At 36.0% G+C, this 18523-nt stretch carries 16 protein-coding genes; 11 read left to right on the top strand and 5 right to left on the bottom strand.

The window, feature by feature from the left end; genetic code table 11:
- Nucleotides 1–11 precede the first annotated feature (11 nt).
- From ABEB23_RS06675 to ABEB23_RS06625, 11 genes are all read left to right on the top strand, one after another.
- Nucleotides 12–1367 (top strand): agmatine deiminase family protein, encoded by a 1356-nt coding sequence (locus ABEB23_RS06675; RefSeq protein ID WP_348811723.1) that lies wholly within the window; start codon nucleotides 12–14, stop codon nucleotides 1365–1367.
- 5 nt (nucleotides 1368–1372) lie between these two features.
- Entirely contained in the window at nucleotides 1373–2239 is an 867-nt protein-coding gene (locus ABEB23_RS06670; protein WP_348811721.1) for a carbon-nitrogen hydrolase, read from the top strand.
- Between the two features lie 21 nt (nucleotides 2240–2260).
- On the top strand, nucleotides 2261–3835 hold the full coding sequence (locus ABEB23_RS06665) for an amidohydrolase (RefSeq protein WP_348811719.1): 1575 nt from the start codon (nucleotides 2261–2263) through the stop codon (nucleotides 3833–3835).
- A 92-nt stretch (nucleotides 3836–3927) separates the two neighbouring features.
- Nucleotides 3928–4413 carry an Lrp/AsnC family transcriptional regulator gene (locus tag ABEB23_RS06660; protein ID WP_348811717.1) on the top strand — a complete coding sequence of 162 codons (486 nt, stop codon included), beginning with the start codon at nucleotides 3928–3930 and terminating at the stop codon, nucleotides 4411–4413.
- A complete protein-coding gene (locus ABEB23_RS06655; protein ID WP_348811715.1) occupies nucleotides 4406–5707 on the top strand; it encodes an aspartate aminotransferase family protein in 1302 nt (433 codons plus the stop codon). Before ABEB23_RS06660 ends, ABEB23_RS06655 begins: the two co-directional genes overlap by 8 nt.
- Nucleotides 5707–7128, top strand: a complete 1422-nt coding sequence (locus ABEB23_RS06650) for an NAD-dependent succinate-semialdehyde dehydrogenase (protein ID WP_348811713.1) — start codon at nucleotides 5707–5709, stop codon at nucleotides 7126–7128. The genes ABEB23_RS06655 and ABEB23_RS06650 overlap by 1 nt, the downstream gene beginning before the upstream one ends.
- Before the next feature lie 74 nt (nucleotides 7129–7202).
- Nucleotides 7203–7853 (top strand): GNAT family N-acetyltransferase, encoded by a 651-nt coding sequence (locus ABEB23_RS06645; protein ID WP_348811711.1) that lies wholly within the window; start codon nucleotides 7203–7205, stop codon nucleotides 7851–7853.
- Nucleotides 7854–7922: 69 nt separating this feature from the next.
- Complete coding sequence (locus ABEB23_RS06640) at nucleotides 7923–8999, top strand: CaiB/BaiF CoA transferase family protein (RefSeq protein WP_348811709.1); 1077 nt, start codon at nucleotides 7923–7925, stop codon at nucleotides 8997–8999.
- Nucleotides 9000–9047: 48 nt separating this feature from the next.
- A complete protein-coding gene (locus ABEB23_RS06635; RefSeq protein ID WP_348811707.1) occupies nucleotides 9048–10400 on the top strand; it encodes an NAD-dependent succinate-semialdehyde dehydrogenase in 1353 nt (450 codons plus the stop codon).
- A gap of 59 nt (nucleotides 10401–10459) precedes the next feature.
- Nucleotides 10460–11296, top strand: coding sequence for a TorF family putative porin (locus ABEB23_RS06630; protein WP_348811705.1), 837 nt, complete (start codon nucleotides 10460–10462; stop codon nucleotides 11294–11296).
- Nucleotides 11297–11847: 551 nt separating this feature from the next.
- On the top strand, nucleotides 11848–12909 hold the full coding sequence (locus ABEB23_RS06625) for an outer membrane beta-barrel protein (RefSeq protein WP_348811703.1): 1062 nt from the start codon (nucleotides 11848–11850) through the stop codon (nucleotides 12907–12909).
- Between the two features lie 180 nt (nucleotides 12910–13089).
- On the opposite strand, the gene ABEB23_RS06620 is transcribed toward ABEB23_RS06625, so the two are convergent.
- The 5 genes from ABEB23_RS06620 to ABEB23_RS06600 form a co-directional block, all read right to left on the bottom strand.
- Nucleotides 13090–13893, bottom strand: coding sequence for an N-acetylmuramoyl-L-alanine amidase (locus ABEB23_RS06620; RefSeq protein WP_348811701.1), 804 nt, complete (start codon nucleotides 13891–13893; stop codon nucleotides 13090–13092).
- An 11-nt stretch (nucleotides 13894–13904) separates the two neighbouring features.
- Entirely contained in the window at nucleotides 13905–14450 is a 546-nt protein-coding gene (locus tag ABEB23_RS06615; protein ID WP_348811699.1) for a hypothetical protein, read from the bottom strand.
- Between the two features lie 46 nt (nucleotides 14451–14496).
- On the bottom strand, nucleotides 14497–15810 hold the full coding sequence (rimO, locus tag ABEB23_RS06610; protein WP_348811697.1) for a 30S ribosomal protein S12 methylthiotransferase RimO: 1314 nt from the start codon (nucleotides 15808–15810) through the stop codon (nucleotides 14497–14499).
- Between the two features lie 235 nt (nucleotides 15811–16045).
- Nucleotides 16046–17557 (bottom strand): OmpP1/FadL family transporter, encoded by a 1512-nt coding sequence (locus ABEB23_RS06605; protein ID WP_348811695.1) that lies wholly within the window; start codon nucleotides 17555–17557, stop codon nucleotides 16046–16048.
- A gap of 46 nt (nucleotides 17558–17603) precedes the next feature.
- Nucleotides 17604–18485 (bottom strand): hypothetical protein, encoded by an 882-nt coding sequence (locus ABEB23_RS06600; protein ID WP_348811693.1) that lies wholly within the window; start codon nucleotides 18483–18485, stop codon nucleotides 17604–17606.
- Between the last annotated feature and the right edge of the window lie 38 nt (nucleotides 18486–18523).

Raw genomic sequence — 18523 nt, 5'->3', positions numbered from 1 at the left:
ATAAACAATATATGTTGAACAAAAAAAACATAATCAGAGGAGTAGGATTTGCATTAATAGTTGCCACTATTTCTTCTTGTAAAAAAACAGAAGAAAAAGGAAGTGTTTCGGAAACAGCTGCAACAACAACAGCTGTAAGATTTCCGGCTGAGTTTGAACCTCAAGAATCTGTTTGGATGGGATGGCCCACTTATGAAAATAAAGCGGGTTGGTCGATTGAAGATTTGCATGTGCAAATTTGGGCGGCCTTAGCACCAACCGTATTTGTAGATGTTGCCGTGAATCCGGATAATAAAGAAAGAGGTTTTAGTTATGATGACCAGATTAAGAGGATTCAGGGATTGATGGCAAAATACCATGTACCAGCAAATAAAGTTCGTTTTCATAAAATCGTGCATGAAGATGTATGGTGGAGAGATATGGGACCAGTTTATGTGGTAAATAAATCAAACCAACTTGAAATTGCTGATTTCTCTTTTAACGGTTGGGGATATGAACCCAGTGATTCGGAGTACTCCGTTGCCGAAGAAAAAATTGATGAGAATGTTGCCAAGGAATCAGCCCTGAAAATAATTTCTTCAAAAATGATTAGCGAAGGCGGTAATAGAGAATTTAATGGAAAAGGAACTATGATAGCGGTTGAAGCGGTTGAAAAACAAAGAAACCCTCATATGACTAAATCCCAAATGGAAGCAGAATACAAGCGCTTACTGGGAGTGACGAATGTTATTTGGCTACCTTACGGAAGATTCGATGATGACTTGACTTTTAAATCAAAATTGCCAAATCAGCAGGGAGTTAAGGAGATTTATACAGTAATTACGACTGGTGGACACATCGACGAGCACACTCGTTTTGCAAGCCAAAATAAAATTTTATATACGGCTATTTCAGATGAGGAGGCTAAAAAAGATCCAATTGCGGCCGAAAATAAACGTAGAATGGAGGCTAATTTACAAGTCCTGAAAAGTGCAAAAGATCAAGATGGCAATGCATTTGAATTGGTTCCAATGCCATCGGCTCCTGCAATATATGAAACATTAAAAGCAGGAGATGGAGTCTATGATTATTTAGTGTCTAATGACAGTATTATCAAACAAAATCCTATTCCAAAAGACAAACCCATAAAAGTGATATTAGCTTCTAGTTATTTGAATTTTTTAATTTCAAACAAAGTCGTGATTGCTCAAAAGTTTTGGAAACCAGGGGCTCCGGAAGCTTGGAAAGTATTAGACAAAAAAGCTGTTGATATTTTGCAAAAAGCATTTCCGGATAGAAAAATAGTAACCTTTGATCCTCGTGCTATCAATATTGGAGGAGGAGGAATTCACTGTAATACACAACAAAAACCGCTAATTACGAAATAGTTTTTATGAACAGTACAGTTAAAATAGCTTTGATTCAAGCGGCTTGCGTCGAAAATGTAGAACAAAATATTTTGGACAGCATTGCCAAAGTCAAAGAAGCAGCTCAAAATGGAGCCCAAATAGTTTGCCTTCAAGAATTATTCAACACTTTATATATAGGTCAGGATGTCGATGTCGCCTATTACGATTATGCCGAAGTGCTTCCCGGAGCAACATCGGATCGTTTTGGTGCCTTGTCAAAAGAACTGGGTATAGTGACAATTGTTCCGATGTATGAATTTGTTAGACCCGGAATTTATTTCAATAGTGTTGTAGTTTATGATGCTGATGGAAGTTATTTAGGGAAATATAGAAAAAATCATATTCCTGATGGACCGCAATATTTGGAAAAATATTATTTCACTCCAGGAAATACAGGCTACAATATATTCAATACAAAATTTGGAAAAATAGCAGTGGGAATCTGTTGGGACGAATGGTTTCCGGAGGTGGCAAGGATATTTGCTTTGCAGGGAGCACAATTGATTTTCTATCCTTCGGCAATTGGTTCAGAGCCTGATAGACCTGACATCAGTACTGCAAAAGCTTGGGAAAAAGTAATCAGCTCACACGGAATTTGCAATTCGATTTACATAGCTGCTGTTAATAGAGTGGGAACAGAGCAAGGGAAAAATTCAGAAATGACATTTTATGGTTCCAGTTTTATCAGTAATCCATACGGAGAAATCATGTCAAAAGGAGGAACTGACGAAGAAATTGTCTACGCCGACGTTGATTTCTCTATATGCAAAGAAGCCTCAGATTTACTTCAATTTCATAGAGACAGAAGAGTGGATACATATAAACCATTATTAAAAATGGTAATTGAATAATTTAAATAAAAAGAAAGAGTGTTGCTAATTTTAATACATAATGCCACAATTGTTACTATGGATCCTGCTTTACCCAAAGCGGATTCCATGGTAATTAATGGCTTGGGGAAAATTGAGTCCATTGGAACGGAGGCAGCCTTAAGAAATCAATTTGATTCTTTTTCTGAAGAAATTGATTTTGAAGGGAAAACAATTGTCCCTGGTCTAAATGATTCACACATACATGTTTGGAAAATTGGACATCTTCGCACGTATATGCTAGATGTTCGTGGAGTGAAATCTATTGCTGAATTCAAAAGATTACTGAAAGAGTTTGCTGAGAAAAATCCAAATTCCAAATGGATTATGGCGCGTGGCATAAATGAAATGGTAGTAGAAGAAAAACGGTTGCCAACCAAAGAGGATTTAGATGAAGTTATTTCAGATAGGCCGGTTTTTGTAATTCGGACTTGCGCGCATATCGGAATTGCAAATTCAATAGCTATCGAAATTTCGGGTGTTGATGAAACAACAGAAGTTCCTTTTGGTGGGGAAATCCGTAAAAATGAAGATGGAAGTTTACAAGGTATTTTTACCGAACGAGCTTTAGGGTTAATCATGAATAATATTCCTTCATTTACTTTTGAAGAATACAAAAACATGATTCTTGAAGCGCACAATTATTTAATGAGTCTGGGTATAACCAGTGCCACTGATCCGGCAGCGAATGAAGAATTGCTGGATGCCTATATTAAATTAGATCAAGAAGGTCTGTTGAAAGTGAGGATGAATGTTTTTCCGTTGAGAATTCCTGACGGAAGCGATGAAATTCAGGTGTTACCGGAACCATATGAATCGGAATTTTTGCAAATTAAAACAGTGAAATTTTTCTCAGACGGAGGTTTGAGTTCGGCTACAGCTGCTTTGAATGTACCGTATAAAAATACCGATGGTTACAAAGGTGTTCTGAGATTAGATTATGATAAATTTTTTCAGACCGCAAAAGAAGCTGTTGATAAAGGATTTTCGGTAGCAACGCATGCTATTGGACATCAGGCAGTCGATTTGACTTTGAAAGTGTACCGTGATTTATTTAAAATTGACAATACTTTAAAACATAGAATAGAACACGTTGGATTTTTATCCGATGAAAACATAAAAGATTTTAAAGAAATGAATATGACCGCAGCCATGCAGCCTATTTTCATTTACGAATTGGCCAACAATTTCAAAAATACCTTAACGGATGATTTGTTAGCCGTGGTCTATCCTTGTAAAACAGTACTAGATAACGGTATTAACCTGGCATTATCTACCGATGGTCCGGTGGTAAAAGAAATAAATCCTTGGATTAACATAGAAACGGCCATTACTCGTAAAGCAGCTGACGGGTTTGTCATTGGTGAAAATCAAAAAATTACATTGGAGCAGGCATTACGAGCCTATACGGTCGGGAGTGCAGTTGCCGATAATTTGAATGAGGTCAAAGGCAGTTTGTCTGTTGGTAAATATGCAGATTTTATTGTTTTGAACCAAAATCCATTTGCATTAGAGGACGTTTCTGTTGTAAAAACAATCGAAACTTGGATTAATGGAAAATTAAATTACAAAAAATAAGTATTAAATCGATAAATAAAACAAAATAAACGATGTTTTTTGTAAAATAATTAATTATATTTGACTCGTTATAAATTTTAAAATAAATTAAAATGAGCGTATTAGACGATGAGTTAGATTATCAAATATTAACTCTACTTCAAAAAGATGGTAGAATGTCATTTACAGAAATTTCTAAAGAAATAAATGTAGCTGTCAGTACCATTCGACACCGATACATCAATTTGGTCGAAGATGGAACCTTGAAAATAATTGGAAGGGTTGATCCAAATAAAATTGGATTTAATGCTTATGCCAGTGTATTGATTTCGGTGAAACCAAAGTCCTATATGAATAACATTTTTGAAGAATTGACAAAGCTGCCTGAAATTAGTTTTTTGGCTTTGGTTTCGGGAGATTATGATATAGAAGCGAATGTCATGTGTCGGGATATGGAACATCTTAATGATTTAATAGGCGATAAAATACATGTTTTAGAAGGTGTTTTTGATACGAAAACGAATATGTATATGAAAATTTATAAAATTTCACAACCAGATTTAGAATTAGCAAAATTATCAAGAAAGCAAAATGAGTAATACAGATAAATTATACGAAAGAAGAAAAAAAAGCGTGCCAAATGCTTTGGGGATTTTTAATCCGTCGAGTATTCAATCCGCTAAAGGGGCTATAATCATTGATGCAGACGGGAGAGAATTAATTGATTTTGCTGGCGGAATTGGTGTAAATAATGCAGGTCATGGCGTACCTGAAATTATTGATGCCATAAAAAGTCAAGCGGATAAATTTATTCATGCCTCTTTTAATGTTTCTGTTTATGAGCAATATTTAGATCTGTCTGAGAAATTATGTGAGTTATTGCCACACGGAGATTCGACAAAAGCAATGTTGACATTATCTGGGGCAGAATCTGTTGAAAATGCTATTAAAATTGCTCGTGCCGTAACCGGTAAATCAGGGATTATCTGTTTTAACGGATCGTTTCACGGACGCACAATGATGGCCATGACATTGACCTCAAATGTTAAATATAAAGAAGGTGCCGGTCCGTATGCTCCAGAGGTATATCGATTAGAATTTCCTTATTATGGACCAAAAGAGAAGAAACAATTTCCAACAGAACAGGAATTTGCAGATTTTCATATTGATAAATTAAATAAATTTTTCTCTTCCTATGTTTCAGCTACACAGACGGCTGCAATAATTATGGAATTGGTTCAAGGTGAAGGCGGGTTTACTGTTGCTTCAAAACCGTATGTTGCCAAGCTGAGAGAAATTTGTACTGAAAATAATATTTTTCTGATTTTTGATGAAGTGCAATCCGGTTTCGGACGTACTGGACAATGGGCCGCTTTTCATAATTATGGAGTGACTCCGGATTTGTCGACTTGGGCAAAATCTATGGGTGGCGGAATGCCAATGGGTGCCGTTATTGGTAAACAAGAAATTATGGATGCGATAAAACCGGGTCTTATAGGTGGAACTTATGCGGGAGGTCCTTTGGGATGTGTAGCGTCTTTGGCAAGTATTAATTACATGCAAAAAAACAATATTAACGCTGCTGGTGATAAAGTAGGGAAAGTGGTTCGTGAAAAATTCAACCAATTAAAGGCATTGTATCCAAATAATATCAGTGATGTTCGTGGATTAGGAGCAATGTTAGCCATAGAATTTATTAATCCAGAAACTAAAGCGGCTGATGGAGATACGACTAAAGCTATTGTAAATAAATGTTTAGAGAAAGGATTGATTGTAATCACTTCCGGAACCTACGGGAATTGCATCAGAATTTTAAGTCCATTGTTTATAGAAGATGAGGTGTTGCAAAAAGGCTTGACTATTTTGGAAGAAACAATAAAAGAAATACTGTAATGAGAAAGCAATATATAAACGGAAACTGGTGTGACTCAATTGATGGCGGAACCTGGGATGTACAAAGCCCTTCTTCTGAAGAAATTATCGATATAGTTCCTTTTGGAAATACAGCTGATTGTAAATTGGCTATTGAAGCGGCTGATTCTTCTTTCAAAGAATGGAAAAATACGACCCCTTATTTTAGAGCTGAAATACTAAAAAAAGCTGCTAATTATATTCGCGCCAATGCAGAATCATTTGCAAAGGAAACATCATTGGAAACTGGAAAACCAATGCTGGAATCCAGAGGGGAATGGCAGGTTTCTGCTAACCTTTTTGAATGGTATGCAGAGGAAGGTAAAAGAAATTATGGTCGGGTAGTACCAACAAACAGAGCAGATAAACGCTCGATGGTGATTTATCAGCCATTAGGCGTAGTGGGGGTGATTACAGCTTGGAATTTCCCTGCTTATAATCCAGCCCGTGCTGTTGCAGCCGCTTTGGCAGCAGGTTGTAGTGTGGTGATGAGAGGTTCAGAATTCACGCCTTTGTCGAGTTTTAATTTGGCCACAGCCATACATGAAGCTGGAATTCCTAAGGGAGTTTTCAACTTAATTAATACCGAACCTGTTTCTACAGGAACTGAAATGATTGAAAATCCCTTATTGAAAAAAATAAGTTTTACAGGAAGTACTCGTGTCGGTAAAATATTAATGGATGGTGCTTCAAAAACGTCTACCAAATTGTCACTTGAATTGGGAGGTAATGCACCTGTAATTATCGAAAAAGATGTAGATGTTGAAGCGATTGCCAAACAAGCCTTAGTTGCCAAATTGAGAAATTGCGGTCAGGTTTGTGTTTCTCCGCAACGTTTTTATGTTCATGCTGATATATTCGACCAATTTGTTTCGATTGTAAAAGAGGATATTTCAAAATTAAAAACAGGTATTAATGGTGGTGATGTTGATTTTATTGGTCCGCTGATTAATAAGAGACAACAGGAACATTCCCTGACTATGCTTGAAAAAGCAAAAAGTGAAGGAGCTACAGTTCATATTGGAGGCGAAGCATCTGATAAAGGATTTTTTGTTCATCCGGCACTAATTGAAGCAAGACAGAATCAAACCTTTATTAAAACCGAAATCTTTGGTCCTTTGATGTTGGTTATTCCTTTTGAAACCAAGGAGGAGGTTTTGGAATGGGCTAATGATACCGAGTATGGTTTAGCGTCTTACGTATTTACCAATCATATCAAAACAGCCAATTTCTATGCTGAAAATCTGGAGTTCGGAATGGTAGGAATTAATGAATGGGCGGCACATGGAACTGAATTGCCATTTTCCGGATGGAAAAGTAGTGGCATTGGTCATGAATCGGGTGCCGAAGGATTAAAAGAATACATGGAGTTGAAACTGATCAGTTACGGGAATATGTCATAAAGTTGAAAGTCATAAAGTCAAAAACAATTGGTCTTTCAATCTTAAATCTTTTACTATTTCAATTAAAAATATATATGAAAAAAGAAATTTTAGGTAAATATATTTTGCAAACACCTTTGCCGGAACATGCAAAACAACAAGCCGAATTACAAGCAATTGTGTTTCCTACGCTTTCAGCTGAAGAGCTAATTACAGAAGAAAAATATAAAAGACATTTGGAGATTTTTCCAGAAGGGCAATTTATTGTTTTAGACGGAGACAGAGTAATTGCTTCTTGCACCACTTTACGTCAAAATTATCATAAAGGACACCATACTTTTTTAGAGATTTCAGATGATTTATGGTTAGGGACTCATGATCCAAAGGCAGAATGGATATACGGATTGGACGTTTCTGTTCATCCTGATTACCAGGGAAAAGGTATTGGAAGAGAGATTTATAATGCCAGACAGGAAGTAGCAAAAACATTAGGTTGTAAAGGTCAAATGACTGCCGGGATGCCAATTGGCTATGACAAAGTAAAAGAACAAATGACTATAGCCGAGTATTGTGACAAATTAATAAAGGGAGAAATAATTGATCCTACCGTTACGGCTCAAACCAAGTGTGGCTTCATTCTCGTAGAACCATTATTCGATTATTTAGATGATCCACGCAGCGGTAATTGTTCGGTGTTAATGTACTGGCCATTAGACCCGAATACAAAATTAACAGAACATCATTAATTATTGTTTCATTTAACCCTGTGGAGTGAAGTGAAAAATCAATAATTCTTTCTCGAAATTATTTTAAGAATGAAAAAACAAGAAGTGTTTGCGGACTTAAAAGTTGTTGAATTGGCAGGTGTTTTAGCGGGGCCAGCAGTAGGAATGTTTTTTGCCGAATTAGGAGCAACCGTTCTCAAAGTTGAAAACCCTTCAAATAATGGCGATGTAACCAGAAGCTGGCTTTTAGAAACGGAAGTAAAAAATGGTCAATCAGGTTATTACAGCAGTGTAAATTACCATAAAAAAGTACTTTGGGCCGACTTAACCCTCGAAGAAAAACGCGATAATGTTTTGACTCATATTGCTCAGGCAGATGTGGTTATTGCCAATTTCAAATCTTCTTCAGCTAAAAAAATGGGTCTGGATGCCGATACTTTACGAAAAAAATATCCAAAACTGATTTATGCTCAAATAAGCGGTTACGGGGTCAATGATGATAGACCGGCTTTTGATGTAGTGCTACAAGCCGAAGCAGGATTTATGTATATGAATGGAGAAAAAGAGGGTGCTGCTGTCAAAATGCCAATCGCCATTATTGATATTTTGGCAGCACATCAACTTAAGGAAGCTATTTTAATCGCTTTATATCAAAGAACTATTTCTGGCCTAGGTGCAACAGTTCATGTTTCCTTATATAATGCAGCTTTGGCGTCACTTGCGAATCAAGCTACTAATTATCTGATGGGAGGTATTACGCCACAACGAATGGGAAGTTTACATCCCAATATCGCTCCATATGGTGAGACTTTTTATTCCCGTGATGGCAAGGGAATTGTCCTTGCGGTAGGAAATGATAAACAGTTTGCATCGCTTTGTAACTGTTTGAATTTGGATGCTTTGTCAACAAATGTTTTATTTAGTGCCAATATAGAGCGGGTTAAAAACAGGGATAGTTTGAGTATTGTTTTGGCAAACGCTTTTGCGTCTTTCGATAGTGAAGTACTAATGGCTTTACTGAAAAAGAATAACGTGCCTTTTGGAGATATTCGAACGATGCCAGAAGTCTTGAATACTGAAACCGCCCAAAAATTGATTCTGACAGAAGTACTTCCGGATGGTCAAATAACAAAAAGAATGGCGACCGCTGTTTTTGATATTAATTAAAAAAAACGTAGCGACTTAGCCACTCAGTAACTTAGAACCTTAAAAGAAATGATATTCAAATCTATAAATCCGTTTACGCAAGCAGTGATTGCTGAGCATGAAGTTTTGACTAAAGCACAATTAAATGAAAAATTGGAGTTAGCAGAGAAAGCTTTTAAAAACTGGCGTACGACTTCTTTCCAAGAAAGAGCAGATAAAATGAAAAAGTTGGCAAATGTATTACGAGCCAACAAAGATGAATTGGGATTGCTTATTACTAATGAAATGGGTAAGATTCTGCCGGAAGGAATCGGCGAAGTCGAAAAATCAGCAGGGAATTGTGATTTCTACGCGGAGAATGCTGAGAAAATGCTCAAGGACCAACAATACGATACACCTTTTAAAAGCATGTCGGTTTACGATCCGATGGGGGCTGTATTTGCCATCATGCCTTGGAATTATCCTTTTTGGCAAGTATTACGTTACGCAGCGCCAGCAATTATGGGAGGTAATGTCACACTTTTGAAACATGCTCCAAATGTTATCGGCTGTGCCAAAGCTATTGAAAAGGCTTTTTTGGAAGCAGGTTTTCCGGAAGGAGTTTTTCAGCAAATTACTATTGATATTCCGCAAGTCGAAAGTGTAATCGCCTCGGACATTGTTCATGGAATTACGTTGACAGGAAGTGAAATGGCAGGTTCTTCTGTAGCGGCATTGGCTGGAAAGCACATAAAAAAATCAGTTTTGGAACTGGGAGGCTCAGACGCTTTTATCGTATTGAACGATGCTGATCTTGATAAAGCAGCTACTGTAGCAACACAATCAAGAATGCTCAATGCAGGTCAGGCTTGTATTTGCGCTAAACGTTTTATTGTCACTGAAAAAGTGGCTGATGAATTTGCAACCCTTTTTGCCCAAAAAGTAAGTGCTTTAAATCAAGGAAATCCATTGCGAGAAGGCATCAGTATGGGGCCTTTAGCCCGACTGGATTTAGCCGAAAAATTGAGCCATCAATTAGAGAAGTCATTGCAACAGGGCGCAAAAATTGTAATAGGAGGAGAGCGCGACCATTGTAATTTCCAACCTACACTGATTGATTTTGTTGATTCCAATAACATTGCTTTTCAGGAAGAAACCTTTGGACCTTTAGCAACCTTAATTAGAGCCAAAGATGAAAATGATGCTGTCGCCATAGCGAATAACCACAGATATGGTTTAGCATCGGCAATTTGGACCGAAGATCGTGAAAATGCCTACAGGTTGGCCAGAAAAATTGAAGCGGGTAATGTTTTTGTGAATTCGTTAGTACGCTCTGATTCCAGAATTCCTTTTGGAGGAATTAAGAAATCGGGCTATGGAAGAGAATTATCTGAAATTGGGATAAAAGAATTTATGAACATGAAATCGTTAATCATTGAATAATCATACCTAAGAATAAAAATTATATCTATTAACTTAAACAAACCGAAACCAACCAAAAGATGAAAAAAGTAGTCCTAATTTTAGCATTAATGTTAACCAGTAGCTTGGCATTTGCACAAGATGTGCCCACTAGTACCGAATCAACTGCTCCAGAAGAGGAGGATCCAAAATTTACAGCCGCGGTAGATGTTGTATATCCTTATTTATGGAGAGGTATCAAATATTATGGAGATAAAGTTGCTTTCCAGCCTTATGTTGCTTACGCATTTACAGATAAGTTTAGTGCAGGTTTGTGGGCAACAACCAATTTTTCAAATGCTGCAGATGCATACAATGAATTTGATTGGAATATTTCTTATCAGGTAACTCCAATTGTTGCTGTTATGTTGAGTGATTATTACTGGCCGGCAACCAAAAATAACCCAGATTGGGAAAGAAGTAGTTATTTTGATTATTCAGAAGGGTCTGCACAGTCATTAGATTTGTCTATTTTATTTGATTTTTCTGAAAAAGGAGTTCCTTTAGATCTTCAATGGAATACTTTAATCGGAGGGAATGACTATAAATATGATGACAACGGAAATAGATCAAGAGCTTTTTCAAGTTATGCTGAAGCTGGGTATACGCATTCTTTCGAAAGCGTTGGGATCGATGTAAGACCTTTTGTTGGAGCGGTAGTAATTAACGGAGGTTATTACGGTGTCGATGAAAATGATGAAGCAGGATTTTTCTTTTCGAATGTAGGAGTAAATGTGTCAAAAGACTTTAAAATTACCGAAAAATTTAGCTTACCGGTTTTTGTTAGATATACTTATAACGAAAATGGAAATGCTAATTCAGACGGAGAAATAAAACATAATTTTATTTCTGGAGGGATGACATTTACTATCAGATAATTTTTTTATTGATTGTTTTGGAATGCCAAAACGCAGATTGCGTTTTGGCATTTTTTTATGTTTGAAAGTTATCGTAATGCTTTTTTTATAGATTAAAAAAGCAAAAGGAAATACTAGTTTTTGTTTGTTTTTTATATTTTTAAATATATTTAAAAACAGGGGGTATTGTTTATTTTTGTTTTAAAAAATGGTTTAAAATGAATTATTTTTAGTTTAAAAATATTTTTAACTCTATTTTTTTAGGGGTGTGTATCTAAAAATTGATTATTGATTTTTCAAAATACTTTCTTTAAAATGTCAAATACCCATTATTTATCCGTGATTTTTTGATATCAATAATTCTTCCTTGAATGAGTGAAAAAAATGATTAAACTAAAATAAAAGTTAATAAATTCGCTTCAAGGAACAACAAATTACTTAGTAAAAAGTACCATTCTAAAGTTGTTTTTTTAATATAAAATGCATTGAAATATTAAAAAGTTTAGATTAAAACGGATTAGCTAAAACCGGAACAATAACCAAACTCGATACTAATTAAAACTAAATTAAACATGAAAAAAGGATTACTGATTATTGCATTAATGCTAACGACTACTTTTACATTTGCACAAGATGAAACACCATCAGCACCAGCTACAACATTTGCAGGTTCGGCTGACATGTATTACAAATATGATTTTTCTAACCAACAAGGAAATGGATTGACCAGTTTTACTTCTGCGCACAATTCATTTGAACTAGGGATGGCTTCTATTGAAGCATCTCACAAAATGGGTAAAGCATCTGTTTTTGTTGATTTAGGTTTTGGTAGCAGAGCTAGCGAATTTACCTATAATGATGATGCCAATACTTTTATGATTAAACAATTAAACTTCACTTATGAGTTTTCTGATAAGTTTAAAGTGATCGCGGGTAGTTTTGGAACACACATCGGATATGAATTATTGGATGCGGTAGATAACAAAAACTACAGTATGTCATACGCATTTACTAATGGTCCTTTCTTTAATACTGGTGTGAAAGCTCAATATACTTCAGGTAAATTCAGTATTATGGCTGGAGTTACTAATCCAACCGATTTTAAATCTGCAATTGATGCAGGTTCGACTCAAAAAACCTTTATCGGACAGCTAGGCTATGTGGCTGATTCAGGAAGTGCGTACTTTAACGTGACTTCAGGAAGCGCTAATCCAACTTCTGATAAAAATATCACTCAGTTTGATTTTGTAGGTTCTAAAAAACTAAGTGATGCATTCTCTTTAGGGTTTAATGGAACTTATGCTATGGTAGCAGATGATTTTGATAGTGATTTAGATGGAGAATGGTTTTCTTTGGTAGGTTATGCTAATTATACATTTAAAGAAAATCTTAGCTTAGCTTACAGATTGGAATATTTTGATGACGAAGATGGACTTACAGCTAGCTCTTCAGTTCGTGGAGGTGTAGGTAGTGTTGTTGGAAATACTTTATCATTAAACTATAAAGTAGGAAACTTAACAATCATTCCTGAGATTAGATATGACAGTGCATCTGAAGATGTTTTCTTTGATAGTGATGCTGCAGCGACAGGTTCAAATGCTTATGTTTTACTTGCGACAACGTACACTTTTTAATTACACAATATATTTTTTTTTACTGCCAGGGCACTTAATTTTGTGTTCTGGCAGTTTTTTTTACACATGAAAGGTCGTTACTTAAAAAGAGGTTTGTGTTCAGGAAAGACAGATATCCAAAAAATAAAAAGGTACTTTGAATGTTATTTCAAAGTACCTTTTTTACTTCTAGTTGGTTAGCTATTGTTTTTTGTAGATGCTATAAATAGTGTTTATTGTTTTTTCATCTAAAACATCATTAACCTCTGTTTGGATATAATGCAATTTAAATGCAGTAATGGCAGCCGAAAGGTTTTTGGTATTGTATCCAATAATTCGTAATCCTTGTTCAGCATTAAAATCTACAGGAGCGTTTTCCAAGACTTCATCAGGCCAAATACCAAATTCCTTTTTTGCTAAAAGTTGCCACGGAAATAAAGCGCTTGGGTCTTGTTTTCGACTCGGAGCAATATCTGCATGACCAATAATGTTTTGGGTGGGGATATTGTAATCTTTTTTTAACTTCGTTAAAAGAGCAAGTAAACTATTGATTTGTAAATCCGAAAAAGGTTCTGTTCCATTGTTGTCCAGTTCAATTCCTATTGAAGCAGAATTGATGTCGGTGTTCTTTCCCCAAGTGGCATTTCCTCCATGCCAGGCTCGCAAATAGTCATTTAGCATCTGAACAACACGCCCATCATCAGCAATGACATAATGTGCGCTAACTTGAGGCTTTACCAGGGTAAATGTTTTTAAGGTCTGCTGTAGGGAATCTTGTGCTGTATGGTGAATGATAATGAAATTTGGTTTTCGAAGATTGAAATTAACAGTTGCAATCCATTCCGTTCTAGTCCCATTTTGCAAAGGCACTGACTCTTTTTTAGAGATGTTTTTTTTAAGAGTAGTCAGTTGTTTTTTATATAATTTCTCGCTGCCCCTGTAAGGATTGGAAGCACATGAAGTTATAATTGCTGCCGAAATCAGGTAATAAAAAGGTTTTTTCATAAGGTAAAATATTACTCTTCTGCTTTTATGTCCAGTTTCTCTTCAGGTTTTATTTCTGATTTTTCCTCTGATTTTTCCTCTGATTTCTTTTTGGATTTCTTTTCTGATTTGGATTTTTTTGGATTCTTCATTTCCTCACTCAGAATGATGTATTTTTCTTTCTGCTCTTTATTTAAAAGAACCGTTACTTTTGAATCCGTAATATCAGAAAGGGCTTTAATGTCTTTAATTTTGTCTGCCTGACTGGTCTCCTGTTTTATAATGATACCCTGAGTTCTCATACTCTGAGTCAAAATGTTTGATATGGCGATTACCTGTAGTTCATCAAGAGTAAGCTCTGTTTTTAGTCTGTCCATTATTTTCCCTACAGTTACTTCAACAGGTATTTCTTTTGGCTGACTTCTCTCTGGGCCAGCATTATTCATTTGACTCATTCTGTTATTTCTGCCATAGCCATTATTTCCGTATCCATAACCACTATTGCCATATTGTGCTGAAACAGTATGGGCGGATAATAATAAAAATGCACTTACTAATAGAATTTGAAATGGTTTCATGTTAAGTTTTTTTAGAGTAGGACATCAGAAAATGGTTGTTGTAAAGCTAAGCAGGTTCTCCGTATAAATCAAATTCTGTTGCTTCAATAATTTTTACCATTACAAACTCTCCTGTTTTTACATAATGTTTAGAGGCATCAATCAATACTTCATTATCAACGTCTGGGCTGTCAAATTCAGTTCTTCCTACAAAATGCCCTCCCTCTTTTCTATCAATGATGCATTTAAAAGTTTGACCAACTTTTTCTTGATTCAAATCCCAGGAAATTTGAGATTGTAATTCCATTATTTCGTTCGCACGATCTTGTTTTACGTTATCCGGAACATCATCCTCAAGCAAATAAGCATGTGTGTTTTCTTCGTGTGAATAAGCAAAACAACCCATTCTGTCAAACTTCATTTCCTGAACAAAATCTTTCAAAATTTCAAAATCTTCTTGTGTTTCTCCTGGATAACCTACTATTAATGTTGTTCGAATAGCCATCCCTGGAACAGCAGCTCTAAAATCTTTTAAGAGTTGTGTTGTTTTTTCTTGCGTAGTTCCGCGTCGCATCGATTTCAAAATGGAGTCGGATATATGTTGTAGCGGAATATCAATATAATTACAAATTTTAGGCTCACGTTTCATAATTTCAAGCACATCCATCGGGAATCCGGTAGGGAATGCGTAATGAAGGCGAATCCATTCGATTCCTTCTACTTTTACTAATGCTTCAAGCAATTCGCCAAGATTGCGTTTTTTGTAAATGTCGAGACCGTAGTAAGTTAAGTCTTGTGCAATCAGGATCAATTCTTTGACACCATTTTTAGCTAGACCTTCGGCCTCTTTAACTAATTTTTCAATGGTTTGGGAAACGTGTTTTCCACGCATAATTGGAATAGCACAAAAGCTACATGGTCTGTCACATCCTTCGGCAATTTTTAAATAAGCATAATTTTTAGGAGTTGTAGTTAAACGCTCTCCAAGTAACTCATGTTTGTAATCGGCTCCTAGGGCTTTTAGTAATTGAGGCAATTCTGTAGTGCCAAAAAACTGGTCTACGTTTGGTATTTCCTTCTCTAAGTCTGGTCTGTAACGCTCCGATAAACATCCTGTTACGAAAACTTTATCGACTAACCCTTTATCCTTTTTGTCTGCATATTCTAAAATCATATTTACAGACTCAGCCTTGGCATTATCAATAAATCCACAGGTGTTGATTACAATAATGTTTCCTTCTTCAGCTTCGGGAGCCTCGTGCGTCACATCTTTTCCACTAGCGCGAAGTTGCCCCATAAGCACTTCACTGTCATATACATTTTTTGAACACCCAAGGGTGATAACGTTGATTTTGTTCTTCTTTAAAGACTTAGTTCTCATAGTATTATAGTCCCGATAATTTAGGAATTTTGCAAAATTACAATTTTTTATTCAAACTGGACTTGTTTCAGTTTCTTTTCAATTTTTTTATGAAGCTATTCCTGCTGTACGTTGCAATCTCCCGAAAAAAAATCGGGAGGATTTTCACTGCCATCAGGGCTAAAAAAAAACCGTCTTGTCAAAAACGAGACGGTTTTTCGATTATTTTTTATCTTTTATCGCGGATAGTCAAGATTTATAATTCAAACAATAAAGTCATCGTGAAGTTATTGTTTTTAGTGATGATGTTAGCGCCATCTGTAAATCCTTGGCTGAAAAATCCTTGGTTAGAATCTCTTTTGGCATAGGAATAGGAAAGGTCTGCTTTAATTGATCCAAAACTGTATCCTAAACCTCCTGAATAACCATTTAAATCTCCAATTGTATTTCCATTTTTATATGGACTTTGTTCGAAACGGTAACCTGCTCTTAGGCTCAAAGCTTCAATTTTATATTCGCCACCTATTCTTATTTCGTTTGAAACATCCAGAAGATTATTCATATTGTTATTTACTTCACGGAAATAAGGATCGTTTTCTGGTTCAAATTGGGTGTTGCTATAATTTTTTATAGCGTAATCAATACTTATTAATCCATTTTTTCCGAAGATATAAGCAAAACTTCCGGTAAGTTTATCTGGAGTCTGTAGTTCGTAGGGTGGGAAAAAATTGATAATGAAAGGGTCAACCACATCTGATGGTAATTCATCAATGTTATTGCTGCTTACACTAACCAGTCTTTGTGAAAGTTCATCATTCAAATCATACCAGGTTGGAGATTCATAGGCTAGTCCTAAACGAATTTCATTGGAGACCTTGGCAATTGCACCAATTTGAAAAGAGAACCCGGTACCGTAAGTATGTAAATTATTTTCGAAACTTAAGCGGTTTAGATCGTAATTGATATTCAGAGGATCGTGGTTGTTGTTTCTTTCGTAAAATGAGGTAGATTTTACGTAATCTGTAAAATGAGAATTTAAATTTATTCCTATATACAGCTTGTCTTTGTATAGGGTTGCTGCATTAAAGATTAGTTTTCCATTGTAGCCACTGGCGTAAATACTGTTTTCTTGATAATAGTTGCCACCAGCAGGAACATTTGATGTGTATAGAGTATTGTTAAGGTTGTTTTCGTCAACAGGATTTATAACATATCCCCAATATCCTAAATAAGCTTGTTGTCCGCCGTAATCTAGCTGCGCATATTCAGAGTTTTCTAAAGCATCCAAGGGCACTCCGTTCGCATAGCTTAAGAAGTAGCCGTCAACTGAGTTTGTTGGGTTAATTCCTGCAGAAAAAATGGAATTGTCATAATTGTTTGTGTTTTCATAGTTTACTGCCACAGAAAACTTTTTCCAATTGCTATTAGGATTATGGTTTTTAAAAACAAAGACACCCCCAGCTTGATTCAATTCAAATGAATTGTCATCCTCATTTGTTTGGGTGCCAAAATAGTTTGAATTGTTTTTAGTGTTATAATTATTAAAAGTCAATCCCATTTGATTGTTTGAAAAAACAGCGGAACCAGCTGGATTTACATTTAGTGAAGATAAATCACCACCAAGTGCTCCAAAAGCACCATTCAGAGCTCTAAAACGTGCTGTACCGTTCATGTTGTCTTGTGAATAACGGATAGCATCTGATATATCTTGTGACTGTGCTACACTAAAAGTGAGACCAGCGAATAAAAGGAATATATGTTTTTTCATTTTTTGTAGCGCTAAGTTTTATAATTTTTACATAAAGATAAGGTGGTTATCTTCTTCCACCACCTCCACCGGATGATCTTCCACCGCCACCGCCACCGGACATTCCGCCGCCGCCGCTAGATGATCTGCCTCCGCTATAACCTCCACCGGAGTTGTAACTTGGAGTGGATGATCTGGAAGGGCTGTAGTTTTGACTGCGAGAGCTGTTTGTTCGCGAAGAGGAGTTGTATTGAGATTGTGAATTACTTCTTCTGAATGTTGGACTGGAACTGGTGGTGGTGCCATTTCTATTGAAATTAGTGTAGCTTGTTCCTCTATTAGTGTTAGACCTATTTTGGGAATAACTTCTGTTATTGTAATTATTACTGCTGTAGACGCCATTAGAATAAGAAGAACCTCTTCTGCTGGAATTGTATGAATAATTGCCGTATCCATATCCGTAGTAAGGATATCCGTATCCATAGTAAGGATAGCCATAGCCATAATATGGGTAACCCCAACCGTATCCGTAATAAGGATAGCCGTAATAAGGATAACCCCAACCCCAACCGTAGCCATAATAAGGATATCCCCAGCCAAAACCGATAGACCAGCTCCAATTGCTAGGATAAACGCTTATGCTTGTTTCTTGATAATTACTTCCCCAGGCAGGATAGCCTGTGCTTATGGAGTCGTTACTAGTGCTGTAGTTGCCATAACTATCAACATCTGTAAAAGATTGATTGTTTTGTAAAGAGTTGAAGTAGTTCGCGTATTGATTATTTTGAGTTGTATTTCTGTTAGTTTTGGCGCCTGTATCGCCATATATACCATCACTGTCATAGTAGGAACTGTTTTGATACGATCCACAAGATGTAAACAGAAGACCCAAAAATCCAATAAAGGAATAAAGAGATGTTTTTTGGAAAGAAAAATGGTTAGTTTTCATATCTAGAGGATTTTTTATTGTTGCACATGACAAAAATA

This window comes from Flavobacterium maritimum (assembly GCF_040049085.1).
Lineage (GTDB): Bacteria > Bacteroidota > Bacteroidia > Flavobacteriales > Flavobacteriaceae > Flavobacterium > Flavobacterium maritimum.
This window is presented reverse-complemented; position numbering and strand designations above follow the sequence as displayed.

What these genes read in the sequence shown, in the direction of transcription:
- ABEB23_RS06655 (WP_348811715.1), top strand. Translation starts at nt 4,406, where the DNA reads ATGAGTAATACAGATAAATTATACGAAAGAAGAAAAAAAAGCGTGCCA.
- ABEB23_RS06620 (WP_348811701.1), bottom strand. Translation starts at nt 13,893, where the DNA reads ATGAAAAAACCTTTTTATTACCTGATTTCGGCAGCAATTATAACTTCA.
- ABEB23_RS06605 (WP_348811695.1), bottom strand. Translation starts at nt 17,557, where the DNA reads ATGAAAAAACATATATTCCTTTTATTCGCTGGTCTCACTTTTAGTGTA.
- ABEB23_RS06635 (WP_348811707.1), top strand. Translation starts at nt 9,048, where the DNA reads ATGATATTCAAATCTATAAATCCGTTTACGCAAGCAGTGATTGCTGAG.
- ABEB23_RS06660 (WP_348811717.1), top strand. Translation starts at nt 3,928, where the DNA reads ATGAGCGTATTAGACGATGAGTTAGATTATCAAATATTAACTCTACTT.
- ABEB23_RS06640 (WP_348811709.1), top strand. Translation starts at nt 7,923, where the DNA reads ATGAAAAAACAAGAAGTGTTTGCGGACTTAAAAGTTGTTGAATTGGCA.
- ABEB23_RS06615 (WP_348811699.1), bottom strand. Translation starts at nt 14,450, where the DNA reads ATGAAACCATTTCAAATTCTATTAGTAAGTGCATTTTTATTATTATCC.
- rimO (WP_348811697.1), bottom strand. Translation starts at nt 15,810, where the DNA reads ATGAGAACTAAGTCTTTAAAGAAGAACAAAATCAACGTTATCACCCTT.
- ABEB23_RS06670 (WP_348811721.1), top strand. Translation starts at nt 1,373, where the DNA reads ATGAACAGTACAGTTAAAATAGCTTTGATTCAAGCGGCTTGCGTCGAA.
- ABEB23_RS06630 (WP_348811705.1), top strand. Translation starts at nt 10,460, where the DNA reads ATGAAAAAAGTAGTCCTAATTTTAGCATTAATGTTAACCAGTAGCTTG.
- ABEB23_RS06675 (WP_348811723.1), top strand. Translation starts at nt 12, where the DNA reads ATGTTGAACAAAAAAAACATAATCAGAGGAGTAGGATTTGCATTAATA.
- ABEB23_RS06600 (WP_348811693.1), bottom strand. Translation starts at nt 18,485, where the DNA reads ATGAAAACTAACCATTTTTCTTTCCAAAAAACATCTCTTTATTCCTTT.
- ABEB23_RS06645 (WP_348811711.1), top strand. Translation starts at nt 7,203, where the DNA reads ATGAAAAAAGAAATTTTAGGTAAATATATTTTGCAAACACCTTTGCCG.
- ABEB23_RS06625 (WP_348811703.1), top strand. Translation starts at nt 11,848, where the DNA reads ATGAAAAAAGGATTACTGATTATTGCATTAATGCTAACGACTACTTTT.
- ABEB23_RS06650 (WP_348811713.1), top strand. Translation starts at nt 5,707, where the DNA reads ATGAGAAAGCAATATATAAACGGAAACTGGTGTGACTCAATTGATGGC.